The organism is Streptomyces sp. NBC_00554, assembly GCF_041431135.1.
GTDB lineage: Bacteria > Actinomycetota > Actinomycetes > Streptomycetales > Streptomycetaceae > Streptomyces.
On the sequence record NZ_CP107799.1, the window covers coordinates 169,969 to 191,734 of the forward strand.

At 71.9% G+C, this 21,766-nt stretch carries 23 protein-coding genes; 15 read left to right on the plus strand and 8 right to left on the minus strand.

The genetic code is table 11. The annotated features are described in order from the left end of the window. Window positions 1-32: 32 nt before the first annotated feature. A complete protein-coding gene (locus tag OG266_RS00805) occupies window positions 33-1,232 on the plus strand; it encodes an amidohydrolase family protein (RefSeq protein ID WP_371541460.1) in 1,200 nt (399 codons plus the stop codon). On the opposite strand, the gene OG266_RS00810 is transcribed toward OG266_RS00805, so the two are convergent. Both OG266_RS00810 and OG266_RS00815 read right to left on the minus strand, forming a co-directional pair. Further along, window positions 1,204-2,010 (minus strand): TetR/AcrR family transcriptional regulator, encoded by an 807-nt coding sequence (locus tag OG266_RS00810; protein ID WP_371541463.1) that lies wholly within the window; start codon window positions 2,008-2,010, stop codon window positions 1,204-1,206. The two genes, OG266_RS00805 and OG266_RS00810, sit on opposite strands and share 29 nt — an antisense overlap. Further along, window positions 2,007-2,612, minus strand: a complete 606-nt coding sequence (locus OG266_RS00815; RefSeq protein WP_371541466.1) for a TetR/AcrR family transcriptional regulator — start codon at window positions 2,610-2,612, stop codon at window positions 2,007-2,009. Before OG266_RS00815 ends, OG266_RS00810 begins: the two co-directional genes overlap by 4 nt. Before the next feature lie 164 nt (window positions 2,613-2,776). Between OG266_RS00815 and OG266_RS00820 the strand changes: the two genes are divergently transcribed. Together OG266_RS00820 and OG266_RS00825 are read left to right on the plus strand one after the other, a co-directional pair. After that, complete coding sequence (locus OG266_RS00820) at window positions 2,777-3,703, plus strand: VOC family protein (protein WP_371541469.1); 927 nt, start codon at window positions 2,777-2,779, stop codon at window positions 3,701-3,703. An 83-nt stretch (window positions 3,704-3,786) separates the two neighbouring features. Then, the gene (locus OG266_RS00825) at window positions 3,787-4,590 is read left to right on the plus strand and encodes an enoyl-CoA hydratase (protein ID WP_371541471.1); all 804 of its coding nucleotides are present in this window, start codon (window positions 3,787-3,789) and stop codon (window positions 4,588-4,590) included. A 9-nt stretch (window positions 4,591-4,599) separates the two neighbouring features. Here the strand turns inward: OG266_RS00825 and OG266_RS00830 are convergent, their stop codons facing one another. After that, entirely contained in the window at window positions 4,600-5,553 is a 954-nt protein-coding gene (locus tag OG266_RS00830; protein WP_371541474.1) for an MBL fold metallo-hydrolase, read from the minus strand. Between the two features lie 198 nt (window positions 5,554-5,751). Further along, window positions 5,752-6,564: an SDR family oxidoreductase gene (locus OG266_RS00835; RefSeq protein WP_371541476.1), complete on the minus strand. Its 813-nt coding sequence runs from the start codon at window positions 6,562-6,564 to the stop codon at window positions 5,752-5,754. 136 nt (window positions 6,565-6,700) lie between these two features. Between OG266_RS00835 and mftF the strand changes: the two genes are divergently transcribed. Then, on the plus strand, window positions 6,701-8,257 hold the full coding sequence (gene mftF, locus OG266_RS00840; protein ID WP_371541478.1) for a mycofactocin biosynthesis glycosyltransferase MftF: 1,557 nt from the start codon (window positions 6,701-6,703) through the stop codon (window positions 8,255-8,257). On the opposite strand, the gene mftR is transcribed toward mftF, so the two are convergent. Continuing rightward, on the minus strand, window positions 8,248-8,853 hold the full coding sequence (gene mftR / locus OG266_RS00845; protein WP_371541480.1) for a mycofactocin system transcriptional regulator: 606 nt from the start codon (window positions 8,851-8,853) through the stop codon (window positions 8,248-8,250). The genes mftF and mftR overlap by 10 nt on opposite strands. An 83-nt stretch (window positions 8,854-8,936) precedes the next feature. Between mftR and mftA the strand changes: the two genes are divergently transcribed. The 10 genes from mftA to mftE are packed head-to-tail and all read left to right on the plus strand — an operon-like array spanning window position 8,937 to window position 18,951. After that, window positions 8,937-9,080 carry a mycofactocin precursor MftA gene (gene mftA / locus OG266_RS00850; protein ID WP_332880736.1) on the plus strand — a complete coding sequence of 48 codons (144 nt, stop codon included), beginning with the start codon at window positions 8,937-8,939 and terminating at the stop codon, window positions 9,078-9,080. 17 nt (window positions 9,081-9,097) lie between these two features. Further along, window positions 9,098-9,430: a mycofactocin biosynthesis chaperone MftB gene (gene mftB, locus OG266_RS00855; RefSeq protein WP_332880735.1), complete on the plus strand. Its 333-nt coding sequence runs from the start codon at window positions 9,098-9,100 to the stop codon at window positions 9,428-9,430. Beyond that, window positions 9,427-10,656, plus strand: a complete 1,230-nt coding sequence (gene mftC / locus OG266_RS00860) for a mycofactocin radical SAM maturase (protein ID WP_371541483.1) — start codon at window positions 9,427-9,429, stop codon at window positions 10,654-10,656. The genes mftB and mftC overlap by 4 nt, the downstream gene beginning before the upstream one ends. Beyond that, window positions 10,653-12,695, plus strand: coding sequence for a mycofactocin system FadH/OYE family oxidoreductase 1 (locus OG266_RS00865; RefSeq protein ID WP_371541485.1), 2,043 nt, complete (start codon window positions 10,653-10,655; stop codon window positions 12,693-12,695). Before mftC ends, OG266_RS00865 begins: the two co-directional genes overlap by 4 nt. Further along, window positions 12,692-14,659, plus strand: coding sequence for a mycofactocin system FadH/OYE family oxidoreductase 2 (locus tag OG266_RS00870; RefSeq protein WP_371541488.1), 1,968 nt, complete (start codon window positions 12,692-12,694; stop codon window positions 14,657-14,659). Before OG266_RS00865 ends, OG266_RS00870 begins: the two co-directional genes overlap by 4 nt. Continuing rightward, a complete protein-coding gene (locus OG266_RS00875) occupies window positions 14,656-15,687 on the plus strand; it encodes a mycofactocin-associated electron transfer flavoprotein alpha subunit (RefSeq protein WP_371541490.1) in 1,032 nt (343 codons plus the stop codon). Before OG266_RS00870 ends, OG266_RS00875 begins: the two co-directional genes overlap by 4 nt. Beyond that, entirely contained in the window at window positions 15,680-17,002 is a 1,323-nt protein-coding gene (locus tag OG266_RS00880; RefSeq protein ID WP_371541492.1) for an FAD-dependent oxidoreductase, read from the plus strand. Before OG266_RS00875 ends, OG266_RS00880 begins: the two co-directional genes overlap by 8 nt. Next, window positions 16,999-17,307, plus strand: coding sequence for a 4Fe-4S dicluster domain-containing protein (locus tag OG266_RS00885; RefSeq protein WP_332880729.1), 309 nt, complete (start codon window positions 16,999-17,001; stop codon window positions 17,305-17,307). The genes OG266_RS00880 and OG266_RS00885 overlap by 4 nt, the downstream gene beginning before the upstream one ends. A gap of 49 nt (window positions 17,308-17,356) precedes the next feature. Beyond that, complete coding sequence (locus OG266_RS00890; protein WP_371541497.1) at window positions 17,357-18,259, plus strand: mycofactocin-associated electron transfer flavoprotein beta subunit; 903 nt, start codon at window positions 17,357-17,359, stop codon at window positions 18,257-18,259. Beyond that, on the plus strand, window positions 18,256-18,951 hold the full coding sequence (gene mftE / locus OG266_RS00895) for a mycofactocin biosynthesis peptidyl-dipeptidase MftE (RefSeq protein WP_332880727.1): 696 nt from the start codon (window positions 18,256-18,258) through the stop codon (window positions 18,949-18,951). The genes OG266_RS00890 and mftE overlap by 4 nt, the downstream gene beginning before the upstream one ends. Before the next feature lie 132 nt (window positions 18,952-19,083). Here the strand turns inward: mftE and OG266_RS00900 are convergent, their stop codons facing one another. Continuing rightward, a complete protein-coding gene (locus OG266_RS00900; RefSeq protein ID WP_332880726.1) occupies window positions 19,084-19,266 on the minus strand; it encodes a hypothetical protein in 183 nt (60 codons plus the stop codon). A gap of 30 nt (window positions 19,267-19,296) precedes the next feature. On the opposite strand from OG266_RS00900, the gene OG266_RS00905 reads away from it, so the two are divergent. Beyond that, the gene (locus tag OG266_RS00905; protein ID WP_371541501.1) at window positions 19,297-19,941 is read left to right on the plus strand and encodes a hypothetical protein; all 645 of its coding nucleotides are present in this window, start codon (window positions 19,297-19,299) and stop codon (window positions 19,939-19,941) included. A 157-nt stretch (window positions 19,942-20,098) separates the two neighbouring features. Here OG266_RS00905 and OG266_RS00910 read toward each other — a convergent pair whose 3' ends face one another. After that, entirely contained in the window at window positions 20,099-20,779 is a 681-nt protein-coding gene (locus tag OG266_RS00910; RefSeq protein WP_371541504.1) for an SDR family NAD(P)-dependent oxidoreductase, read from the minus strand. Between the two features lie 45 nt (window positions 20,780-20,824). Next, window positions 20,825-21,763, minus strand: coding sequence for an NADP-dependent oxidoreductase (locus OG266_RS00915; protein WP_371541507.1), 939 nt, complete (start codon window positions 21,761-21,763; stop codon window positions 20,825-20,827). Window positions 21,764-21,766 lie beyond the last annotated feature (3 nt).

Consider the following 21,766-nt stretch of genomic DNA (forward strand, 5'->3'; position numbering starts at 1 on the left):
TCCCGTCGGGGTACGGGACAGAGAGGTTTCTCATGGACAGCTCACTCCTGGGGCCGGACTTCGCCCTCGCCGACGTCGACCAGCACTTCTACGAGTCCGCCGACTCATTCACCCGGCATCTCGACAAGCGGTTCAGCCAGGCCTTCCGCTGGGCGAAGACCGAGGACGGGCGTACCCGGTTGCTGATCGGTGACCGGCTCTTCACGATGATCAGCAACCCGACCTTCGATCCGGTCGCCAGGCCCGGAGCGCTCATCGAGTACTTCCGGGCCGAGAACAGTGCCGGCTCCGACGGCCGCAAGCTGATCGGCACACTGGAGCCGATCCGACCCGAGTACCGCGACCGCGCGCTGCGCCTCGATGTGCTGGAGCGTCAGTCGGTTGCCCAGGTCTGCATCCTGCCCACCCTCGCGCTCGGCATCGAGGAACTGCTCCACGACGACCCGCCGGCCCTGCACGCCGTACTCGACTCCTTCAACCGCTGGATCGACGACGAGTGGGGCTACAACCGCGACGGCCGCATCATCGCCCCGCCCGTGTTCAGCCTGGTCGATCCCGGCGCCGCGGAGCGCGAGTTGCGGCGGGTGATCGAGGCCGGTACGCGGATGATCGTGCTGCGCCCGGCACCGGTCGTCAGCCCGGGGGCTCCCCGGTCGCTCGGCGACCCCGCCCACGACAGGTTCTGGGCGATGGCCGCTGAGGCCGGGGTCGTCGTGGCCTTCCACGCCGCCGACTCGGGGTACGCCAAGCACGCGAAGGAGTGGGGCGAGAGCATCACCTTCTCGACCTTCAGCCAGTCGCCGCTGACCGAGACGCTCGCCCTGCACGTCGACCGGCCGGTCTCCGACACCATCGCCGCGCTGATCTGCCACGGCGTGTTCGACCGCCATCCGGCACTGCGGGTCGCCACTGTCGAACTCGGCTCGGGGTGGATCCCCGATCTGCTGCGCCGGTTCAGGATCGCCTACGGCAGGATCCCGCAGACCTTCGGCAAGGATCCGATCGAGGCATTCCACGAGCACATCTGGGTCGCCCCGTTCCAGGAGGACAATCTGGCCCCCCTGCTCGACCTCATGCGGCCGGAGCGCATCCTGTTCGGTTCCGACTGGCCGCACCCCGAAGGGCTGGTGGAACCCATGGACTACGTCAAGGACCTGGCCGGCATCAAGGTGGAGAGCCAGCGCCGGATCATGGGTGACAACCTCAGGGAGCTGATCGGTGTCGCCGCCTGACCGGCAGGCGCTTCGCGGCTCCGTCGAGCAGCAGTCGCAGACCTCTGGCGAAGTGTTCGTCGTCGGTGCTCATCAGCCGTGCGACGTCCGGCAGCCCGGTCAGCAGCGGATGCCCGGCGGGGTCCAACCGGGCCACCGCGGCGCGCAGTTCGTCACCGTCCCGCCGGCCGCCGTCGCCCGTCTGCCGGGTGCGCCCGAGCTCGATGAGCGCGTAGCCGCGCGTGTACGTCCAGCAGGCACGGTAGACGCGCCGCGCGTCGGCGGGCGGCATGCCGGCGCCGGTGAGCAGCAGCAGATACGCCTCGGCACGTCCGTCCGCCGCCGACCCGTGCTCGGGCGTCGCGGCGGTGCCCTGCGCGCCGGGGCGGGCCCGCAGCAGTTCCAGGCGTTCGGCCAGGGTCCGGTACGCGTGGCGCAGGGCGGTGAAGTACCGGGCCAGTTCCTCCTGCCAGGGTCCGGCACCCGGCGGCGGAAGACGCCGGTACATCTCCTCGGTGGCCTCGTCGGCCAGCGCGATCAGCAGTTCCTCCTTGTTGCGGAAGTACCAGTAGATGCTGGCCACTCCGGCGCCGAGCTCCCGCGCCAGGGCGGGCATGGTCAGGGCGCGCGGCCCGCCCTCCGACAGCAGCGAGTCGGCCGCGCGGAGGATCTCCGCACGGCTCAGGGACCCTCGTGCACGGCGCTTTCTCGCTTCGCCGTTACCGGCCTTGTCGTTACCGGCCTCGCCGTTCGCCGCCTCACCTTTACCGACCTCGCCCTCCCCTGCCGTGTCGTTCATCGGCGGATCCCGTCCACGAGCAGGTTCAGGCCGAACCTGAAGTCCTCGTCACTGTCACTGTCGTTGTCGCCGTGTCCGAGGGGCTCGCCGAGTACATGGCCCTGGGTGTAATGGGCGCATGCGTTGAACGCGTACACGGCCTCTTCGGGGCTCAGTCCGGCCCGCACGAAGAGGCCCACACCCTCCTCCAGCCGGCTGAGGATGGTCGGAGCCATGCTCGACCGTACGAACATCGGTTCCGCGTCGAAGGCCATGACGTCGCGGTACACCGGCGTGGCCCGCAGCAGTTCGCGGAAGGCGGTGAAGTACGCGGCCGCCTCCTGGTCCCAGGGGCCGTCGCCGACCGGGGGCATCTGCAGGTACATCTGCCGGGTGACCCGGTCGAGCAGCGCGGCGAGCAGGTCCTCCTTGGTGCGGAAGTACCAGTAGGTGCTGGTCACTCCGGCGCCGAGCTCCCGGGCGAGGACGGGCATGCTGAATCCGTCCAGGCCCTCGCGCTCGATGATCCGCTGGGCGGCGGACAGGATCTGCTCACGGTCCAGGGATCCGTGAGGCCGCCGCCCCGGCGCGCTCGGGGCATCCGCACTCCGCTGTTCTGCCACCACTCGGCCTCCTTCGCCCCGAGATTAGCCCAGGGAGGCCGGGGCCCGGCTCCTGGATCCGGAGCGACGAAACATTCAACTCAGTCATCTGTATCTGTCTCCCGATCCAGCTCCACCCCTTCCCGTTCCCCCGCCCCTCCCCCGCCCGAATGGAGAAACCTCAGATGACGACGGAGCGCTCCGGGCTCGCGCACGGCATCCTCCACTGCAACATCAACACCGTTGGCGTCTCCGCCGCACATGACTTCTACGCGGGTCTGCTCGGCCTCACCCGGAGGATGCGCACGCTCACTCCGGCGGGCGACGGCGCGATGCTGGGAATCGACGGCGACACCGACTCCGAGACCTGGTTCCTCTACGACGAGCGCGGACCCCGCGTGGCGCCGGCACTCGAACTGGTGCAGTGGAACTCCCCTGCGGTGGCGCGCCGTTCGGCGCCCGTCCCGGGCCACACCGGTCTGCTCGCCGTCGGCTTCCGGGTCCCGTCCCTCGAAGGGATCCGGTTGAGGGGGCTCGGGCCGGACGGCGCGAGCGCTTCGGCGGAGCGGTGCGTACTGCCGTACCGGGGCGAACGGCACCGCGGTATGCGGGTCACCGACCCGGACGGAGTTCCGGTGGAGTTGGTGCAGCACGCGGAGGGCGCGACCGTCCTCTCCCATCTGCGGATCGGCTGCCACGACCTCGCCCGGTCCTCGGTCTGCTACGCCGCGCTGGGGTTCCAGGAGGTCGCCGGCCCGTCCCATGTGGAGACCCCGGAGGCCGAGGTGTCCACCGTCTCGCTGGGGCTCTCCCAGGACCCGACGTTCACCCTCGAACTCGTCGAGTGGCGACGGCCGGTGAAGGTGACCCAGCCATCCGCCGAAGCGGGCAACGCCCAGGGGCTGTACCGGATCGCGCTGGGCTGCGAGGACGTGAAGGAAGCACACTCCGCACTGCTGGACACCCCCGGCTGGCAGGTCGGCGAGCCGCTCTGGGTGCCGATGCCCGGCTCGCCCCTGCCCGGTCTGACCGTGCTGTTCATGACGGGCCCCGACGAGGTGGTCGTCGAGCTGGTGGAACGGCCGGCCACCGCCTTGGCCCACCGCAGCTGACGTCCCGCTCCTCACCCTCACCACCCCCGCCCTCTCGTCCTCGTGAACGAGGAATCCGTACCAGCTCCTGGAAGGCGCACCCCATGACGACCGATCCGATCCTCTACCGCACCTCGGGCCCCGTCGCGGTCATCACCCTCAACCGGCCCGAGGCGGCCAACGCCCAGTCGCTCGCGTTCCTCGACGCACTCGACGCCGCCTGGAGCCGCGCCGAGTACGACGACGAGGTGCGGGTCATCGTGGTCAACGCCAACGGCAAACACTTCTCGGCAGGGCATGACCTGTCGGGCACGGACACCGCGCCGGAGACACTCGCGGAGATGTACCGGCAGGAGGCCCGCAAGTACCTCGGCTACTCCCTGAAGTGGCGCAACGTCCCCAAGCCGACCATCGCCGCCGTGCAGGGGGCATGCATCGCCGCGGGGCTCATGCTGTGCTGGCCCTGCGACCTGATCATCGCTGCCGACAACGCCTACTTCTCGGACCCCGTGGTGGCGATGGGTATCGGAGGGGTCGAATACCACGGTCACACCTGGGAGTTGGGTGCCCGCAAGGCGAAGGAGATGCTGTTCACCGGCGGGCGTATCGCGGCCGCGGAAGCAGAGCGGCTGGGGATGGTCAATCGCGTCGTCCCGCTCGACGCCCTCCAGGACGAAACGCTGGAACTGGCCCAGCAGATCGCGAGGCAGCATCCGTTCGCCCTGGCCCAGGCCAAGCGGGCCGTCAACCAGACACTGGACATCCAGGGGTTCCAGACGGCTCTGCAGGCGGTGTTCGACGTGCATCAGACCGGCCACGGGCACTGGTACAGCGCCGTGGGCTACCCCGCCATGGCCGGTCTCGACCGTATGAAGGAAGTCTCCGAGAAGAACGGCCGGCCCTCCTGACGGAGAGTCCTACTCCCGGGACCCGACACCGTCCGCCGGACTCCAGCGGACGGTTTCCCCGGACTTCTCGATGACGAGGCCGCGTCGGGCCAGCGCGCGCAGGTGAGCGAACGCCTCGCCCACCGCCGCCCGTCGGGCGAGCAGGTCCATCTGCTGCCAGGGCCGGGACCAGCTCATCCGCTCCGCGACGTCCCAGGCCACTTCGCAGCCCTCCGCGAGCGCGGTCAGCACCTCCGCGAAACGCCGTTCGTGGTGCCCCACCAGCTGTGCGAGACGGCCGCCGAGATCGGTGAACCGGTGTTCGTGCGCGGGGAGTACCTCCGCGGCGTCGCGTTCGGCGAGACGGCCCAGGGACTCCAGGAAGTCGCCGAGCGTATCGCCGTCGTCGTCCGCCGGCGGCGGGACGTTGGGGGTGATGCGCGGCAGCACGTGGTCGCCGGAGAGCAGCAGCCGGTAGCGCGGTTCCCAGAAGCACAGGTGCCCGGGGGTGTGCCCAGGGGTCCAGATGGATGTGAGGGCCCATCCCGGAACGTCCGGCTCTTCGCCGTCCTCGATCAGCAGGTCGGGCCTGGGGATCTCGCGGGAGGCCAGCATCCGCAGGGCGGTGCGCTGTTCGTCGATCGCCGACGTCGGCGCACCCGCGCGGCGCAGCATTCCGTAGAACGCGGGGGACGGTTCGCTGCCCTCGAACTGCGGGATCACCGCGGCGTCGGCCGGGTGCAGCGACACCCAGGCACCGGACGCCTCACGGACCCGGTGGGCGAGCCCGTAGTGGTCGGGGTGGACATGGGTCACCAGGACACCGCGTACGTCCTCGATACGGCTGCCGACGGTGACGAGTCCGGCGGACAGGACGTCGTACGCCTCGTCGTTGTCCCACCCCGCGTCGACGAGGTAGGGCCCGGCGGGCGTCTCGAAGACGTAGACGAGGACGTAGCGCAGCGAGGTGTTGGGGAGCGGCACAGGAATGCTCCACAGCCCGGGGCGGACGAGTTCGACCGGGGGCAGGGGTCGCTGCGGGCGCGCGGCGGCGCCCGCCCCAGGAGATATGGGAGACAAGGGAGATGCAGGAGATACGGGAGGCTGTGCGGCAGGGCTCGCCATGCGAAGGGCTTCCTTCGGTCATCTGGGGTTGGCGTCGGGCGTCGGAGCGGCTTCCGGTCAGCTGGTGAGGCCGCCGTCGACCGGCACGATCGCCCCGGTCATGGCCGACGCCCCGGGCCCGCAGAGCCAGGCGATGGCCTCCGCCACTTCCCGCGGTTCGAGGAGACGCCGGACGAGTTGCTGGCCCGCGAACTCCTCGGGGTCGTCGAGGTCGTAGACGGCGGCGCTGGCGCGCAGCATCTCGCCCCGGGTGGATCCGGGGCACACGGCGTTGGCGGTGACTCCGGTACCGGCGAGGTCGGCGGCCAGGGAGCGGACGTACCCGATCACGGCGGCCTTGGCGGCGGAGTACGCCCCCAGGTGCAGCATCGCGCGCAGTCCGGCGGCGGAGGAGACGGCGACGAAGCGTCCGTACCCGGCCCTCGTCATGGCCGGGACGGTTGCCTCCGCGAGCCGTCGCACGGAGTGCAGGTTGGCGCTCAGCATGCTGTCCCACACCTCGTCGGGTGTCTGCCAGGCGGGGGCTCCGTGGATGGCTCCGGCGACCGCCGCGGCGGCGGTGGGTGTTCGGCCGTCGAGTGCGTCGGCGAGCCGGGCGGGGAACCCGCGGTCGGCCGCGTCGGCCACGCACACCCGGACGTCGGGTGCTCCGGCGGCACGGCACTCGTCCGCCACGGCATCGAGGTCCTTCTCGTTCGGCATGGGGTAGGTGAGGGAGGGATCGTCACGGCATGCGTCCACCAGGACCAGCGACCAGCCGCTCCGCGCCAGGACGCGCGCGGTCTCGGCGCCGATGCCACGCGCCGCTCCGGTGACGATTCCCGTCCGCCCTTCCGCTTCCTTCGGTCCGTCCGTTCCCGTCTCGCTCATACGGCCTCCTCCGGTGGGCGCCAGATGCTGGACACCTGCCGGGCGCTTCCCGCGATGATAGATGAAGAATTAAACTGATTGATAGGCCATCGAGTTTCATCGACATCCATCGAGCTCTCGGCGATCAGGAGAATCCTTGACGAACGACGATGTTCCTCCGCTGCCTTCCGGCTTCCGGCTACGCGCCGACCCCGGCCTCGCGGTCCTCCAGGACGGCCGAGTTCTCCTGGGCGGTGCCCCCTATCGTCTGATCCGGCTCTCCGAACGCGCGGCCCCGCTGGTCGACGGGTGGCTCTCCGGGAAGCCGGTGGGCGGCGGGCGGGCTCCGGGGCTGCTGGCCCGGCGGTTGGTCGACGCCGGGATGCTGCACCCCGTGCCGGATCCGGTCGTCGGCCCCGTGCCCGAGGTGACGGTCGTGATCCCCGTACGGGATCGACCCGTCCAACTCGCCCGGTGTCTGGCGGGGTTGGCGGCGCAGGACGGCTGCACGCGGGTACTCGTGGTCGACGACGGGTCGCTGGAGCCGGCGGCGGTCGCGCGGGTGGCGTCCGCCGCGGGAGCCGAACTGATCCGGCACCGGACCAACCGGGGGCCTGCGGCCGCACGCAATACCGGCCTTGAGCGGGCGTCCACCGAGTTGGTCGCCTTCGTCGACTCGGACTGCGTGCCCGGCCTCGACTGGCTGGCGCCACTGTTGCCGCACTTCTCGGACCCGGCGGTAGCGGTGGTCGCGCCACGCATCGTCGCGCTCGACCCGGGCTCCTCCGCCGCGGGAGCCGCGGACGGCGCCCGCACCATCCGCACCACCGGTGTCGCCTCGTCCATCGCGGCCTACGAGGCGGAGCACTCGCCCTTGGACATGGGACCACAGGAAAGCGTCGTACGGCCGCAAACAGCGGTGCCGTACGTGCCGAGTGCAGCCTTGGTGGTGCGGCGGGCCGCTGTCGGTGCGGGGTTCGACGCGGACATGCGCGTCGGCGAGGATGTGGACCTGGTCTGGCGGCTCGCGGCCGGCGGACACCGGGTCCGTTACGAGCCGGCGGCGACCGTGCGGCACGAGCACCGGACGCGGCCGGGCGACTGGTTCTCCCGGCGGATGGACTACGGCAGTTCGGCCGCCCCGCTGGCCCTGCGACACCCCGGGCGGCTGCCTGCGGTGTCGATGTCCGGCTGGAGCGCGCTGGCCTGGGGGCTGACTCTGGCGCGGCATCCGGTGGCGGGGGCGGCGGTGGCCGCCGGAAGCACCGCGGCGCTCGCCCACAAACTCTCCGCCTGGAACGACCGGCCCTGGCCGCTGGCCACGCGACTGGCCGGCGGCGGAACCCTGATGGCGGGCGAGCTGCTCGGCCGCACCCTGCTGCGGGCGTGGCTGCCGCTCGCGCTGCCCGTCGCCGTGGCGGTGCCGAAGTTGAGGCTGCCGCTCGCGGCGGCCGCGGTCGCTCCGGCGGTGCTTGCCTACCGTCGCAGCGGCAGCGGGCTGGGCGCGGTGCCGTGGGTGACGCTCAAGCTGCTCGACGACGCGGCGTACGGCCTCGGGGTCTGGCGAGGCTGTCTGCGCGAGCGCACCGCGGCACCACTGCGAGGTCGCCTGTGGTGGATATCTGACGATGGCGTCTCCGCAAGAGGCCGTGGCCCGAGGCTCCGCCGCGGCGGTGACACGAAGGGGGACGCCGGTCGGCCCGCTCACCCCTGAGCACCATCGGCAAAGCCGTTGCACAGTTCCCTGATGGCGGTCTCCAGCAGGGCCGAGAGGTCCGCCCCTTCGTGGTCCAGCCACTCCTCGTACGCTGCGAGGGCGGCGCCCAGCACCACGTGGCCGACGAGCCGCGGCAGCAGCGCGTCGGCGGGTCGGCCGGTGCGCGTGGCGACGAACTCGGCGACGACGGACCGCCACGCCGCATACCTCAGGGTGGCGTCGGCCTGCAGCTCCGGGACACGCAGGATCAGCTGCATTCGTCTGCGGTGCCCGGGTTCTTCGCGCGGGTCGAAGCGGTTGAAGGAGACCACCGCCGCGCGCACCGCGTCCATCGTGGGAACCGTCGCCGGCCCGCCCGCGAACTGGTCGCGCAGCCCTTCCAGATGGTCGTCGAAGTCGCCCCACACCAGGTCCTTCTTGGACGCGTGGTAGCGGAAGAAAGTGCGGCGGGAGATACCGGCGGCGGCAGCGATGTCATCGACCGTGGTCCGCGCGAAGCCCTTGCGGGCGAACAGTGCGAAGGCATGCCGCTCCAGCTCCGCGCGCGAGGTGGCCGAGGGGCGCCCCAGCGGTGCCGATTTCCGTGGATGCACGTCGACCCCTTCTCATCTGACACTAGTATCACTTACTGTTTACGGCATCCGGTGCCAAAAGTCGTCCGTCGGAAGGAACTTCGATGAGTACCGACGCAACCACCCCCGACACACCCGCCAAAGCCGAACTCGATGGACTCGATGGAGTCGACGAACTCGACGGGCTCGTCGAGGAGGACCTGTTGGTGGAAGACATATCCATCGACGGCATGTGCGGCGTCTACTGAACGCCACGGCCGTCGTCATGACCGAACCCGCCGATTTCGACCTGCGGCGACCCTGGTCGCTGCACCCGCAAGTGGCAGTGCGCCCCGAGCCCTTCGGGGCCCTGCTGTACCACTTCGGCACTCGCCGCCTGTCCTTCCTCAAGGACCCCGATCTGCTGCGGGTGGTCCGAACCCTGGGCGAACAGCCCAGCGCCCGCGCCGCCTGCGCCGAGGTCGGCATCGACCGGGCCCGCCTCCCCGCGTTCGGCCAGGCCCTGGCGACGCTCGCCCGCACCCACATGATCGTCCCGCGCGACGAGCCCGAACTCGCCGCACCCGAGCCCGAGTTGGAGGGAGGGAAAGCCCCGTGACCCGTCTGGTGGAGCACTTCCGTGAGGGCCTCGACGCCCCCATCTGCCTGACCTGGGAGCTGACGTACGCCTGCAACCTCGCCTGCGTGCACTGCTTGTCCAGCTCCGGCCGCCGCGATCCACGCGAACTGACCACCGCCGAGTGCCGTGCGGTGATCGACGAGCTGGAGCGCATGCAGGTCTTCTACGTCAACATCGGCGGCGGAGAGCCGACCGTGCGGCCGGACTTCTGGGAGCTCGTCGACTACGCCACCGCGCACCGCGTCGGGGTGAAGTTCTCCACCAACGGCGTGCGGATCTCCCCCGAGGTCGCCCGGCGGCTGGCCGCGAGCGACTACGTCGACGTGCAGATCTCCCTCGACGGCGCCACCGCCGAGGTCAATGACGCGGTGCGCGGGGCCGGTTCGTACGACACCGCGATCCGCGCCATGGAGAATCTGGCCGCCGCGGAGTTCCGCGGCTTCAAGCTCTCCGTGGTGGCGACCCGTCACAACATCGGCCAGCTCGACGCGTTCAAGGCGCTCGCCGACCGCTTCGGCGCGCAGCTGAGGCTCACCCGGCTGCGCCCCTCGGGACGCGGCGCCGACACCTGGGACGAACTGCATCCACTGCCGGATCAGCAACGGCAGCTGTACGACTGGCTGGTGGCGCACGGCGAGCAGGTACTCACGGGCGACTCCTTCTTCCACCTGTCCGCCTACGGCGAGACCTTGCCGGGCCTGAACCTCTGCGGCGCGGGCCGGGTGGTGTGCCTCATCGACCCCGTCGGAGATGTGTACGCCTGCCCGTTCGCCATCCACGACACCTTCAAGGCCGGCAATGTCCGTGAACCGGGCGGATTCACCTCGGTGTGGCGGGAGTCGGAGCTGTTCGCCTCGCTGCGGGAGCCGCAGTCGGCCGGAGCGTGCGCGTCCTGCGGGCACTTCGACGCCTGCCAGGGCGGCTGCATGGCGGCGAAGTTCTTCACCGGCCTGCCGCTGGACGGGCCCGACCCCGAGTGCGTACGAGGGTTCGGGGAGACCGCTCTGGCCGGAGTCGGGGCCGGGCAGACGCCCCGGCCGTCGCAGGACCACTCGCGGGCGTCCCGGCCTGCACGACCCGTTCCGGTGAGCATCGGCCGCCGACCGCCTGCCGGGACCGACCGACCGCCCGCCAAGCCCTGCGACGACAGCCCGCTCGCTGGGATCTCCGTCGGCGTGCCCGACGTCACGCGGAGCCGACGGTGACACTCCTGACCGACGGGATCACCCTGGCCGGACGCCGGGCGCCGTCCCGAGTGCTCTTCGGCCCGCACCCCACCAACCTCGGCACCGCGGACCGCGAGCTGACAGAGCGTCATACCGCCTACTACGAGCGGCGGGCGGCCGGCGGCGCGGGCATCGTGGTGACCGAGACCGCGTCGGTCACCGACGACGACCACCCCTACGAGAGGGCACCGCTGGCCGCCCGCTGCGAGCAGGGCTGGACGGAGGTCGGAGAGGCCTGCCACCGGCACGGCGCGCTCGTCCTCGCCTCGCTCGGGCACGCGGGCGGGCAGGGGTCCAGCGCCTACTCGCAGTCCGTGCTGTGGGCGCCCTCCCCCTTCGCCGACGCGGCGAGCCGTGAGCTGCCCGCCGAGATGGAGCAGGAGCAGATCGACGCCGTGGTGGCCGGGTTCGCCGAGGCCGCTCGCCGCACGCTCCGTGCCGGGCTCGACGGTGTCGAGCTGGACGCCGGGGTGTTCGCGCTGCTGCGGCAGTTCCACTCCGGCCTCACCAATCAGCGCCAGGACGGCTACGGAACGGACCGGCTGCGCCTCACGCGTGAGGTCGTCGCCGCCGTACGGGAGGTGATCGGTGCCGACCGGGTGCTGGCACTGCGGCTGTCCTGCGACGAGCTGGCACCCTGGGCTGGGGTGACGCCGGAGCAGGCCGCCGGGCAGGTGGCGGAGCTGGCGGACGTGACGGACCTGCTGGTGGTCGTCCGCGGTGGCCCGTTCGCGACCTCGGCGTACCGGCCGGACGCCCATACCGAGCCCCAGTTCAACCTGGAGCTGTGCCGGGCGATGCGGGAGGCCGCGGGCGGGCGGGTTCCGGTGGTGCTGCAGGGCAGTGTGACCGAGGTGCCGGCCGCCCGGGCGGCCCTGGAGAGCGGCGCGGCGGACCTGGTCGAGATGACCCGGGCGCAGATCGCCGAGCCGCGCCTGGTCGAACTGGTCCGGGCGGGTACGCCGGAGCGCGTCCGGCCGTGTGTGCTGTGCAACCAGGCGTGCCAGGTCCGGGACAACCGCAACCCGGTCGTCTCGTGCATCGGTGAGCCGGGCAGCGGACACGAGACGGAGCCGGAACACGCCCCAAGGCCCGCCGGAGGGGCAGGCGTTCAGCCCGTACTGGTCGTCGGTGGCGGCCCGGCCGGGCTGGAGTGCGCCCGGGTGCTCGCGTCCCTGGGACACCGGGTCCGCGTCGCCGAGCGGGCCGAGCGCGCGGGCGGCATGCTGCGGACCGCCGCGGCGGGCGGCGCGGCTCGGGAGCGGCTTGCCCTTCTGGCCGACTGGTTGGAGGAGGAGTGCGGACGGCTGGGAGTGCGGATCCTCACCGGTACGGAGATCGGATCGACCGAGCTGGCGGATGCCGAGGACCGGGGTGAGCGGGTCGTGCTCGCCACCGGCTCGCGCCCCGCACCACGTGCCTGGGCCGCTGCCGGGACGCCGGAGCCCGTCTTTGTGCTGGACGTGCCCGTCCTGCTCTCGGGCGGACCGGGAGCCCTGCCGCCCGACGGCCCGGTGGTTGTGGACGACCCGGTGGGCGGACCGATCGGGGTGGCGGTGGCCGAGTGGCTCGCCGCCGCGGGGCGGCAGGTGCATCTGGTCACCCAGGACCAGGTCGCAGGGGTGCAGCTGGCGCGGACCGGGGACCTCTCCGATGCCAACGTACGCCTGCAACGCGCGCAGGTACGACGGGAGTTGCGTGCCCGACTGCGTGAGCTGCGCTCCGACCACGTGCTCCTTGAGGACATCTGGACAGGCGCCACCCGGGAGGTGCCGTGCGTCGCGGTCGTCGACTGCGGGCACCGGCTGCCCGAGGAGACGCTGTACCTGGCCACGCCGGGAACACCACGGTCCGGGGACTGCGTGGCGCCGCGCACCGTACTGGAAGCGGTGCTCGAAGGCCGCCGCCTCGCGCTGCGGTTCGCCTCGGACGCCGAGCGCGTGCCCGTACCCGCCGGTGCGGCCGCGTCGAAGGCGTCCACAACTCCGGTGTCCCCCGTCAGGAGTCAGCGCCGATGAGCCGGCAACCCACCCGCTACCGCCACCTGTTCAGCCCGCTGCGCATGGGCCCGCTGACCGTGCGCAACCGCATCGTGTTCTCCGCGCACCTGACCAACTACGCGGCGGACGGCCTCCCCAGTGAGCAGCACGCCGCCTACTACGCCGCCCGCGCGGCCGGCGGCGCCGGGCTCATCATCACCGAGGAGCACTCGACCCACCCCACGGACTGGCCGTACGAGAAACTCATCCACGGCTTCAACCCCGCGGTGATTCCCGGCTACCGGCGGATCACGGACGCCGTGCACGCCCACGGGGTGCCGATCCTCGCCCAGCTCAACCACAACGGCGGCCAGGCGTCGGGGATGTACACGCGGCTGCCGGTGTGGGCGCCGAGCCCGGTGCCGGACCCGCTGTTCCGTGAGGTACCAAAGGCGGTCGAGACACACGAGATCCGCGAGATCGTGGCCGGGTACGCGCGCGTGGCCGAGCACTGCGCGGCGGGCGGCTTCGACGGAGTGGAGTTGCAGTGCTCGCACTCCTCGATCGTGCGCGGCTTCCTCTCCCCCGCCACCAACCTGCGCACCGACGCCTACGGAGGCCCACTCGCCAACCGGGCCCGGCTGCTCCTGGAGATCGTCGCCGCGGTGCGCGAGGCGATCGGGCCCGACCGCGCGCTGGGGGTGCGGCTATGCGGCGACGAGCTGATCGAAGGCGGGACGACCATCGCCGAGGCGGTCGAGGTGGCGAAGATGGTCGACGCCGACGGGCGGGTGGACTACATCAACACCTCGATCGGCGTGGCCACTTCGACGCTGTACATGATCGAGGCCAGCATGCAGGTTCCGCCCGGGTACGCCATGTACATCTCCAGCGCGATACGTGAGGCGGTGCGCGTTCCCGTTGTCGGCGTCGGCCGGTTCAAGGACCCGTTGCAGGCCGACCGCGCCTTGCGCGACGGGCAGGCCGACCTGATCGGTGTCGTACGCGGCCAGATCGCCGACCCCGATTTCGCGGCCAAGGCCCGTTCGGGCAACGCCGACCAGATCCGCACCTGTCTGTCGTGCAACCAGGAGTGCGTGGGCCGGATGGGCCTCAACCGCTGGCTGGGCTGCATCGAGAACCCGCGCGCCGGGCGGGAGGCGGTCGGCCTGCCGACCCCCCGGCGTCGCGGCCAACGGATCGTCGTAGTGGGGGGCGGCCCGGGCGGGTTGCAGGCCGCGGTGACGGCGGCCGAGCAGGGTCACCAAGTGCTGCTGTACGAACGGGAAGCGAGCCTGGGCGGGCAGGTGGCCCTCGCCGCCTCCGTACCGAGCAGGGCCGAGTTCCTGGACCTGACCCGCAACCTCGCCGCCCGCGCCCGGCTGCTCGGCGTGGACCTGCGCACCTCGGCCGAGGCCGACGCCGACACAGTGCGGGCACACGAGCCGGACGCCGTGGTTCTGGCGACCGGCGCGCGGCCCGCCGTCCCGTGGTGGGCGGGCGGTCATGAACGGGTCGTCGACATCCGCGATGTGCTGGAGGGGCGGGCGCGGCCCGACGGGCGGGTCGTGCTGGTCGACGAACTCGGCTTCCACCAGGCCACCTCGGTCGCCGAACTGCTGGCCGACCGGGGCTGCTCGGTGGAGATCGTCACCCCCGGCATGGTGGTCGGACAGGATCTCGGCATCACGCTCGACCTGGAGACGTGGAACGTGAAAGCGGACGGGAAAGGCGTCCGGCAGAGCACCGACCTGGTGCCGATGGACGCCGCCGTGACGGACACCGGCGGTGTGGTGCTCACCCTCCAGCACCATCCCACCGGTGGCACCCGGCGCCGCGTGGCGGACTGGGTCGTCTGCGCGGTGCATCAGCAGCCCGAGAGCGGTCTGTGGCAGGCGCTGCGCGACGCGCCCTTCCCCGTGCACCGCGTGGGCGACTGTCTCGCCCCGCGTCGCGCGCATGCCGCCGTGATCGAGGGTCACCGCGTGGCGGTGGCACTGTGACGCCGACCGGGGCCTCGGCCTTGCCGGACGTGTCGGCCCTGCCCCCTGTACTGGCCCTAGTTGTGGCGCGCGGCGGTGTGCTGCCGCTCGGGGCGGACGAGGCCGTCGCCGAGGCGGGCGGCGCCGTGCTGGTGACCGGGTCGGGCACCGAACGCGCCGCGGCCGCCCTGCCCGCGTACCGGGCCTGGACCTGTGAGACCGGCGAGGGCTTTCGGCCGGGAGCACTGGCCCACGCCCTCGCCCCCCTCCTGACCGACACCTCTCTCGTACTCCTGCCCGCCTCACCCGACGGCCGGGACCTGGCACCCCGGCTGGCCGCCGAACTGAACCGTCCGCTGCTGGCGGAGTGCGTCCGGCTCTCCTACCTGACCCCGCCGGACGGCCCTGGCGTTCGCGCCGAACTCTCCCGCCTCGACGGCCGGGTCGTCGTTCCGGTGACCGGTCCTGGCCCGGTGGTGGCGACTCTGCTGCCCGGCGTACGTTCCGTGGAGCCGACGCCCGAGCTGGCAACTCCGGTGACAATCCCCCTGGTTCTCCCCAGGACCGGGACCGACACCGAGCTGATCGAGATCCTCGAACCACTGCCGGACACCATGGACCTCGCCGAGGCGCCGCGGGTCGTCGGCGCCGGGGCCGGACTCGTCCCGCCCGGTATGCCCGACCATGAAGCTCGGGACCTTCTCGACCTGTTGGGCACGGTGGGCGGAGAGCTCGGAGCCTCCATGGGGGCGACCCGGGTGGTCACCGACACGGGCAGGCTCGGCCACGAGCGGCAGATCGGCACGACCGGGGTCGCCGTCGACCCCGAGCTGTATCTGGCCTTCGGGGTCTCCGGGGCGAGTCAGCACACCGGCGGTCTCGGGTCGCCGCGGCACGTGGTCAGCGTCAACACCGACCCCTCCTGCCCGATGACCACCATGGCCGATCTCGGCCTGGTCACCGACGCCCGTGAGCTCCTGCTGGAACTGGCACGACGGCTCGGCGGCGACACCCCGGCCGACACCGCACAGGAGAGCGCCGATGACTGAACACATGGCCGTGGACGGAGACGTGGACGCGATCGTCGTCGGCGCCGGTCCGGCGGGGGCCTCGGCCGCGCTGGAACTCGCCCGCGCCGGCAGGTCGGTGGTGCTCCTGGAGCGAGGGCCGTTCCCCGGGGCGAAGAACGTCTACGGCGGGGTCGTGTACGGGCGGGTGCTCGACGACGTCGTCCCCGGCTGGTGGGAGGAAGTACCGGTCGAGCGGTGGGTGGTACGCCGGTCCACCATGGTCACCTCCGGCGACCGGGCCGTCAGCGTCGACTACCGCAACCCGGCCTGGGCTGCGCCCCCGTACAACGGAATGACCACCCACCGCGCGGAGTTCGACCGCTGGCTGGCAGGAAAGGCCGTCGACGCGGGCACCGTGCTCGTCACTTCGACGACCGCGACCGGTCTGCTGCGCGACCCCTCGGGCCGAGTCATCGGCGTACGGACCGACCGGCCCGACGGCGACCTGCGGGCCGGTGTCGTGATCGCCTGCGACGGGGTGAACTCCTTCCTCGCCAAGGACGCCGGACTGCTGCCCCGCACCGACGCCTCCCACCTGACGCTGGGCGTAAAGGAAGTGCTCGCGTTGCCCCGCGAGGTCATCGACCAGCGCTTCGGGGTTCGCGGTGACGAAGGCGTCGACATCGAGATCCTGGGCTGCACGCGCGGCATTCCGGGCGGTGGGTTCCTCTACACCAACGCCGAGACCGTCGCGCTCGGCGTCGTGCTGTCCCTGCCGCAGCTGGCCGAGGCGAAGCTCCGGCCCGAGGAGATCATCGCCGGCCTCAAGGCACACCCGTCGATCGCCCCGTACATCGAGGGCGCGACGCTGAAGGAGTACGGCGCGCACCTCATCCCGGAGGGCGGTTACGACCACATGCCGCGACTCGCCGCCGACGGGCTGCTCGTCGCCGGGGACGCCGCCGGGATGTGTCTGGCCGCGGGCATCTGGCTCGAAGGGGTCAACTTCGCCATCGGCTCGGGCCTGGCTGCCGGGCAGGCAGCCGCGGGTGCGCTCGACGCGGGCGACACCAGCGCGCGCGGCCTCTCGGGTTATCGCAGCCGCCTGGAGGACTCCTTCGTGCTCGCCGACCACAAACGGCTGCGCCGCGCCCCGGCGCTCGTCCTCTCCGAGCGAGTCCAGCACCGCTACCCCGGCCTCATGACCGAGCTCGCCGAAGGAGTTTTCGCCGTGGACAACCCCCGCCCCAAACCCGGTCTGGTCTCCCTCCTGCGGCAGGCCGCCCGCCGTCACGACATACGGCTTCGCGACCTGGCCGCCGATGCGGTCCGCGCCGCGCGGGTGTTCCGATGAGCGCCCCCGACCCCGCCCGGTGGGCGGACATCGCCTTCGAGGACCGTATGTCGACCGTCGAGTTCCGGGTCGGCGAGCGGGCCCACATCAGCGTCGACTCCGAGGTGTGCCGGTCGTGCACCACGCGCGCGTGCGTCACGGCCTGCCCCGCCGACCTGTTCGCGCCCACCGCCGACGGCGGAATCCTCTTCAACTACGAACAGTGCTTCGAATGCGGCACCTGCTACCAGGTGTGCGACGCCGAGGGCGCAATCACGTGGACGTATCCGGACGGCGGTCACGGCGTCGTCTTCCGGCACGGATGACGACAGCGGTGACGAGATGACCGGATGACGACAGGAGTGAGGAGGAGCGATGCCGGTGGAAACCGTCCTGGTGTGTGTGCGCCCTGCCGAACCGGCCGCTGATGTCGACCCGTTGAGCGGAGCTGTATCCCACCGCAGCGGGAGCCCAGCTTTGACCGACGCGGACGCGGCGGCGCTGGAGTACGGCTTGCGGCTCGCGGACGCCTGGTCGGCCCGGGTACACGTAATTGGCATCGGCGGCCCGGAGTCCGAGGAGGCCTTGCGGATCGCGGCGGCGCTCGGGGCCGGGACCCTGCGTGTCGACGCACCGGAGGCAGCGGACCTGATGGCGGACGACCGTGCCCTCGCCCGGGTGATCGCCTCGGCCGTCGGGCGGCTGCCGTACGTCCGCCTGGTGCTGTGCGGGGACGGGTCGGCCGACGGCGGCACGGGTGCGCTGCCCGCGTTCCTCGCCCACGAACTGGGCGCGGCGCAGGCGTTGGGCCTGACCCGTCTGGAGGTGCGGGAGGGTGACGGGGCGCTGGTCGGGGAGCGCCGTCTGGACGGTGGGCGGCGGGAACTGCTGCGCGTGCCGCCCGGGGCGGTGTGCTCGGTCGAGGCCGCCGGCCTACGCCTGCGCAGGTCCGCGCTGCCCGCGGTGCTCCGCGCGGCGCGGGCTCCGGTGGAGTCCATCGTGCCGACAGACGGCCAGGCCTCGTCGGTGGGAGCCGTGTCGGCCGGGCCGCCGCGGCCCGGCCGCCCCCGTACCCGCGTTGTGGCACCCCCGGACGGAACCGCGCCGCGTGACCGGCTACGGGCACTGACCGGCGTACAGACCCCGCACCACGCCCCGGAGCTCATCGGTCCTGTGGACGCGGTCAAGGCCGCCGACGCGCTCCTGGAATTCCTCCAGGAGCGCGGTTACCTGAACGCGCCGGCCCGGGCAGACACCCCACGGGACACGCCCCGATGACCGCACTGTCCGACCTGACCTGGCAGGACGCCGGGCGCCTTCGCTCGGCGATCCTCGCCGTGCCCCTGGGGGCGACCGAGCAGCACGGACCGCACCTGCCGCTGTCGACGGACACCGATGTCGCGGTTGCGCTGGCCGGTGAACTGGCCCGGCGGCGCGACGATGTCCTGGTCGGGCCCGCCGTCCCGTACGGGTCGAGCGGTGAGCACGCGGACTTCCCCGGAACTCTGTCCATCGGCCAACAGGCGCTGGAGCTGGTGCTGGTGGAACTCGGCCGTTCGGCCTCGGCGTCGTTCGGCCGGCTGCTGTTCGTGAACGGCCATGGCGGCAATGTCGAACCGCTGCGCCAGGCCGTGCGCCGGCTCCGGCAGGAGGGACGCGACGTACGGACCTGGTCCCCGCGGTGGCGCGGGGACGCGCACGCCGGGCACACCGAGACCTCCGTACAGCTCGCGCTGACGCCCGGCCGGGTACGGCAGGACCTGGCCGAGGCCGGAGCCGTAGGCCCGCTGGCGGAACTGCTGCCCGCCCTGCGCGAGTCCGGCGTGCGCGCGGTGAGCGCCAACGGCGTGCTCGGCGATCCGGGCGGTGCCTCGGCCGCGGTGGGCCGGGCCCTGCTGTCCGAGGCCGTGGAGGATCTCGTGGCGTTGGCCGTGGCTTGGCCGCCGGCTGTCAAGCTGTCCCAGCCGTGAGTGTCCACCCGCTCCAGCACGTTGCCCGACGCTACGGATGCCCGTTGCATTGCGGTTTCGGCGCAGTTGGGCAAGGCATCGCTCTGGACGACGGAGGCAACGGCCGGTCGGCGAAGACCGGTCGAAGCCGTCCTACCGGAGCTGCGTCGGCTCCTCCTCGTCGGTCAGGTGGACGAGGCGCTTGGAGTCGTCCCACAGTTGTGCCGCGCGCGGCTCGTCGTAACGAGGACGAGGTCGATGTGCTGCGCGGTTGAGTTTCCGCACCGCGGCAAGACCGATGCCCGAGTGGCCGCCGGTGATCAGGATCGAAGTCATGGCCGTTCCTCCTGGATTGCGATGTTCTTGATGACGGGAGTCGGCAGGAGACCGCCGACCCGGCGGAGTGAGAGGCCCGCATGCCCGCACCGCGTGTTCGACGGGGCGGGAGGCAGGCTCGAAAGAAGGAAGAGACGGCATCGCCCGTGTTCCGTAGTGCCCCGGCCACCGGGGCACCACGGCCGCGTTTTCAGTCTCACGCTGCGCTGCGATCCCAACGAGCGCGACCACCTGTACCACTTGGCCGGGTTCTCGCCCCCGGCCCGCTACTCGGGTGGGTACGTACGGCCTGGGTTGATGAGTCTGCTGGACCGACTCCGCGACATCCCGGCGTGTGTCGTCAGCGACCTGGGTCAAGTGCTGTGGCAGAACACCCTCGCCGCGATCACCCTGGCGTGGACTGCGGGGCGCCGAGCCGACCGCGCGGCGAACATCGTGTGGCGGTGGTTCACCGAGCCGGCCCTGCGCACCTGCTTCCCGGAGGAGGACTGGCCACGGCATTCCCTCGCACACGTCAGCGATCTGCGGGCGACCTCCGCAAGATTGTGGCCTTCTTTCCGACCGAGGGCGCCGACGCACGCGAGAAGCTCGAACTGCTGCGGACGGTCGGAACACAGGATTTCCAGACGGCCCGGTGACCCGCCGCCCCGCCCGTCGGCCCCACGCCCGATGTGAGGACGCGCCCCTCTCGCTGACCTGCCGCCCGGCGACATGGCCCGGCGGTAGCGGGTGTCGGTGAGCTGGGAGACGAGGAAGGCCGCGATGTCCGTGCGGGTCGTGAAGGGAAATGGGAAGCGGCGGCGGACCGTCGGGCCACTGGACCGGTGCGGAGTCAGCCGTTGAAGACGAGTTCAGGCCGGTCGCGGCATTCGTACAGATCCCAGTACAGCGGGGCGATCTGCTCGGGCGTGGCCGCGGGGATGCCCTCGGGGCCGCCGTCGCCGATCCAGGTGTTGATCGCCACGTGCGCGGCGTACACGCCGCTGCCCGCCAGTTCGTTGTGCAGGTTGAGCACCCAGTTGCGCAGGGCTCCGGCCGCGGCGTTGACGTTGCCGAGCATGGGGATCGGGTGGACGGAGCCGCCGCCGGTAGTGAACAGCAGGGTTCCGGCGCCGGCCTCCCGCATGGCGGGCAGAACCGTACGGGCGGCGGTGACGGCGCCGTAGAAGGTGTACTCGATCTGCGGCTGCAGGTTGTCCACCGTGACCTCGCTGGGGGTGGCCATGGTGAAGCCGGGCACCGGTGAGTGCGGCGCCGGGGAGTACTCCAGTACGTCGAGGCCGCCGAACCGGGTCCTGGCCGCTTCCAGAGCGGCGGTGAGCGAGGGGCGGTCCATCACGTCGGCGGGGAACGCAGCCGCCGTGATGCCCTCCTGGCCGAGCTGGTCGACGAGGGCGTCCAGCTTCTCCTTGGTACGGGCGATCAGCGCGACGTCGAAGCCGCGGCGGCCGAAGGTGCGGGCGATGGCCAGGCCCATGCCGGGGCCGGCGCCGACGATGGCGAGTGTGTCCACGATCAGTTCTCTCTTCCGGTGGTGCGCGGTGCTGGCGGGACGGGGTCAGGAGCAGGTGACGGCGAGCTTGCCGAGTGCGCCGGCGCCGAAGGCGGTGAACGCGTCCGCGGCCTGCTCCAAGGGGTAGGTGGCGGTGACCGGCACGCGCAGCGCGCCGGAGGCGGCGTCCGCGGCCAGGGTGGCGAGAGTCTGCGCGTTCGCGTCAGCCATCACCGAGTAGGCCGTGATGTCCTGACCCGCGACAGCGTCCGGGCCGAAACCGAGAGTGGAGGCGATCCGACCGCCCGGCCGCAGCAGCCCCGCGAGCTGGGCTCCGTCGCCCGCCAGGTGCAGCACCGCGTCCACACCGTCCGGGGCGATCTGGCGCACCTGGGCCTGAAGGTCACCGTTGAAGTCGACCAGGTGGAGATCCGCCGTGGTCAGTGCGGTGACGAAGTCGGCTTGTGCCCCGGGCCGTGCGGTGGCGATCACCATCGCGCCCCGGGCGGCGGCGATCTGCACGGCCAGCGCGCCCACACCGCCGGTGGCGCCGGAGATCAGCAGGGTCTCGTCCTTGCCCGGGTCCACCGCGTTCACGCTGTCCAGCGCCGCGGTGCCGGCCAGCCCCAGGGCACCCGCGTCCAGCACACCCAGGCCCGCGGGGATCGAGCCGACGCCGTATCCGGCGGACACGGTGACGTACTGGGCCAGCGAACCGGTGCCCAGGAAGGGCTTCATCACGACGCCGAAGACCGCGTCACCGACCGCGAAGCCCTCCACGCCCTCGCCGAGGGCCTCGACGGTGCCTGCGAAGTCCTTGCCGATCACCAGCGGGAAGCGGTGCTCCATCATCCCCTGGAGATGGCCGGCCGCCGTCGCGGCGTCGAAGCCGTTCACGGAGGAGGCGGCCACCTTCACCAGCAGCTCACCGGCCTCCGGGCGCGGAGTGTCGACCTCGGCCACGGCAGGGTCGGCGGGGACGGAGTCCAGGATTACAGCCCGCATGAT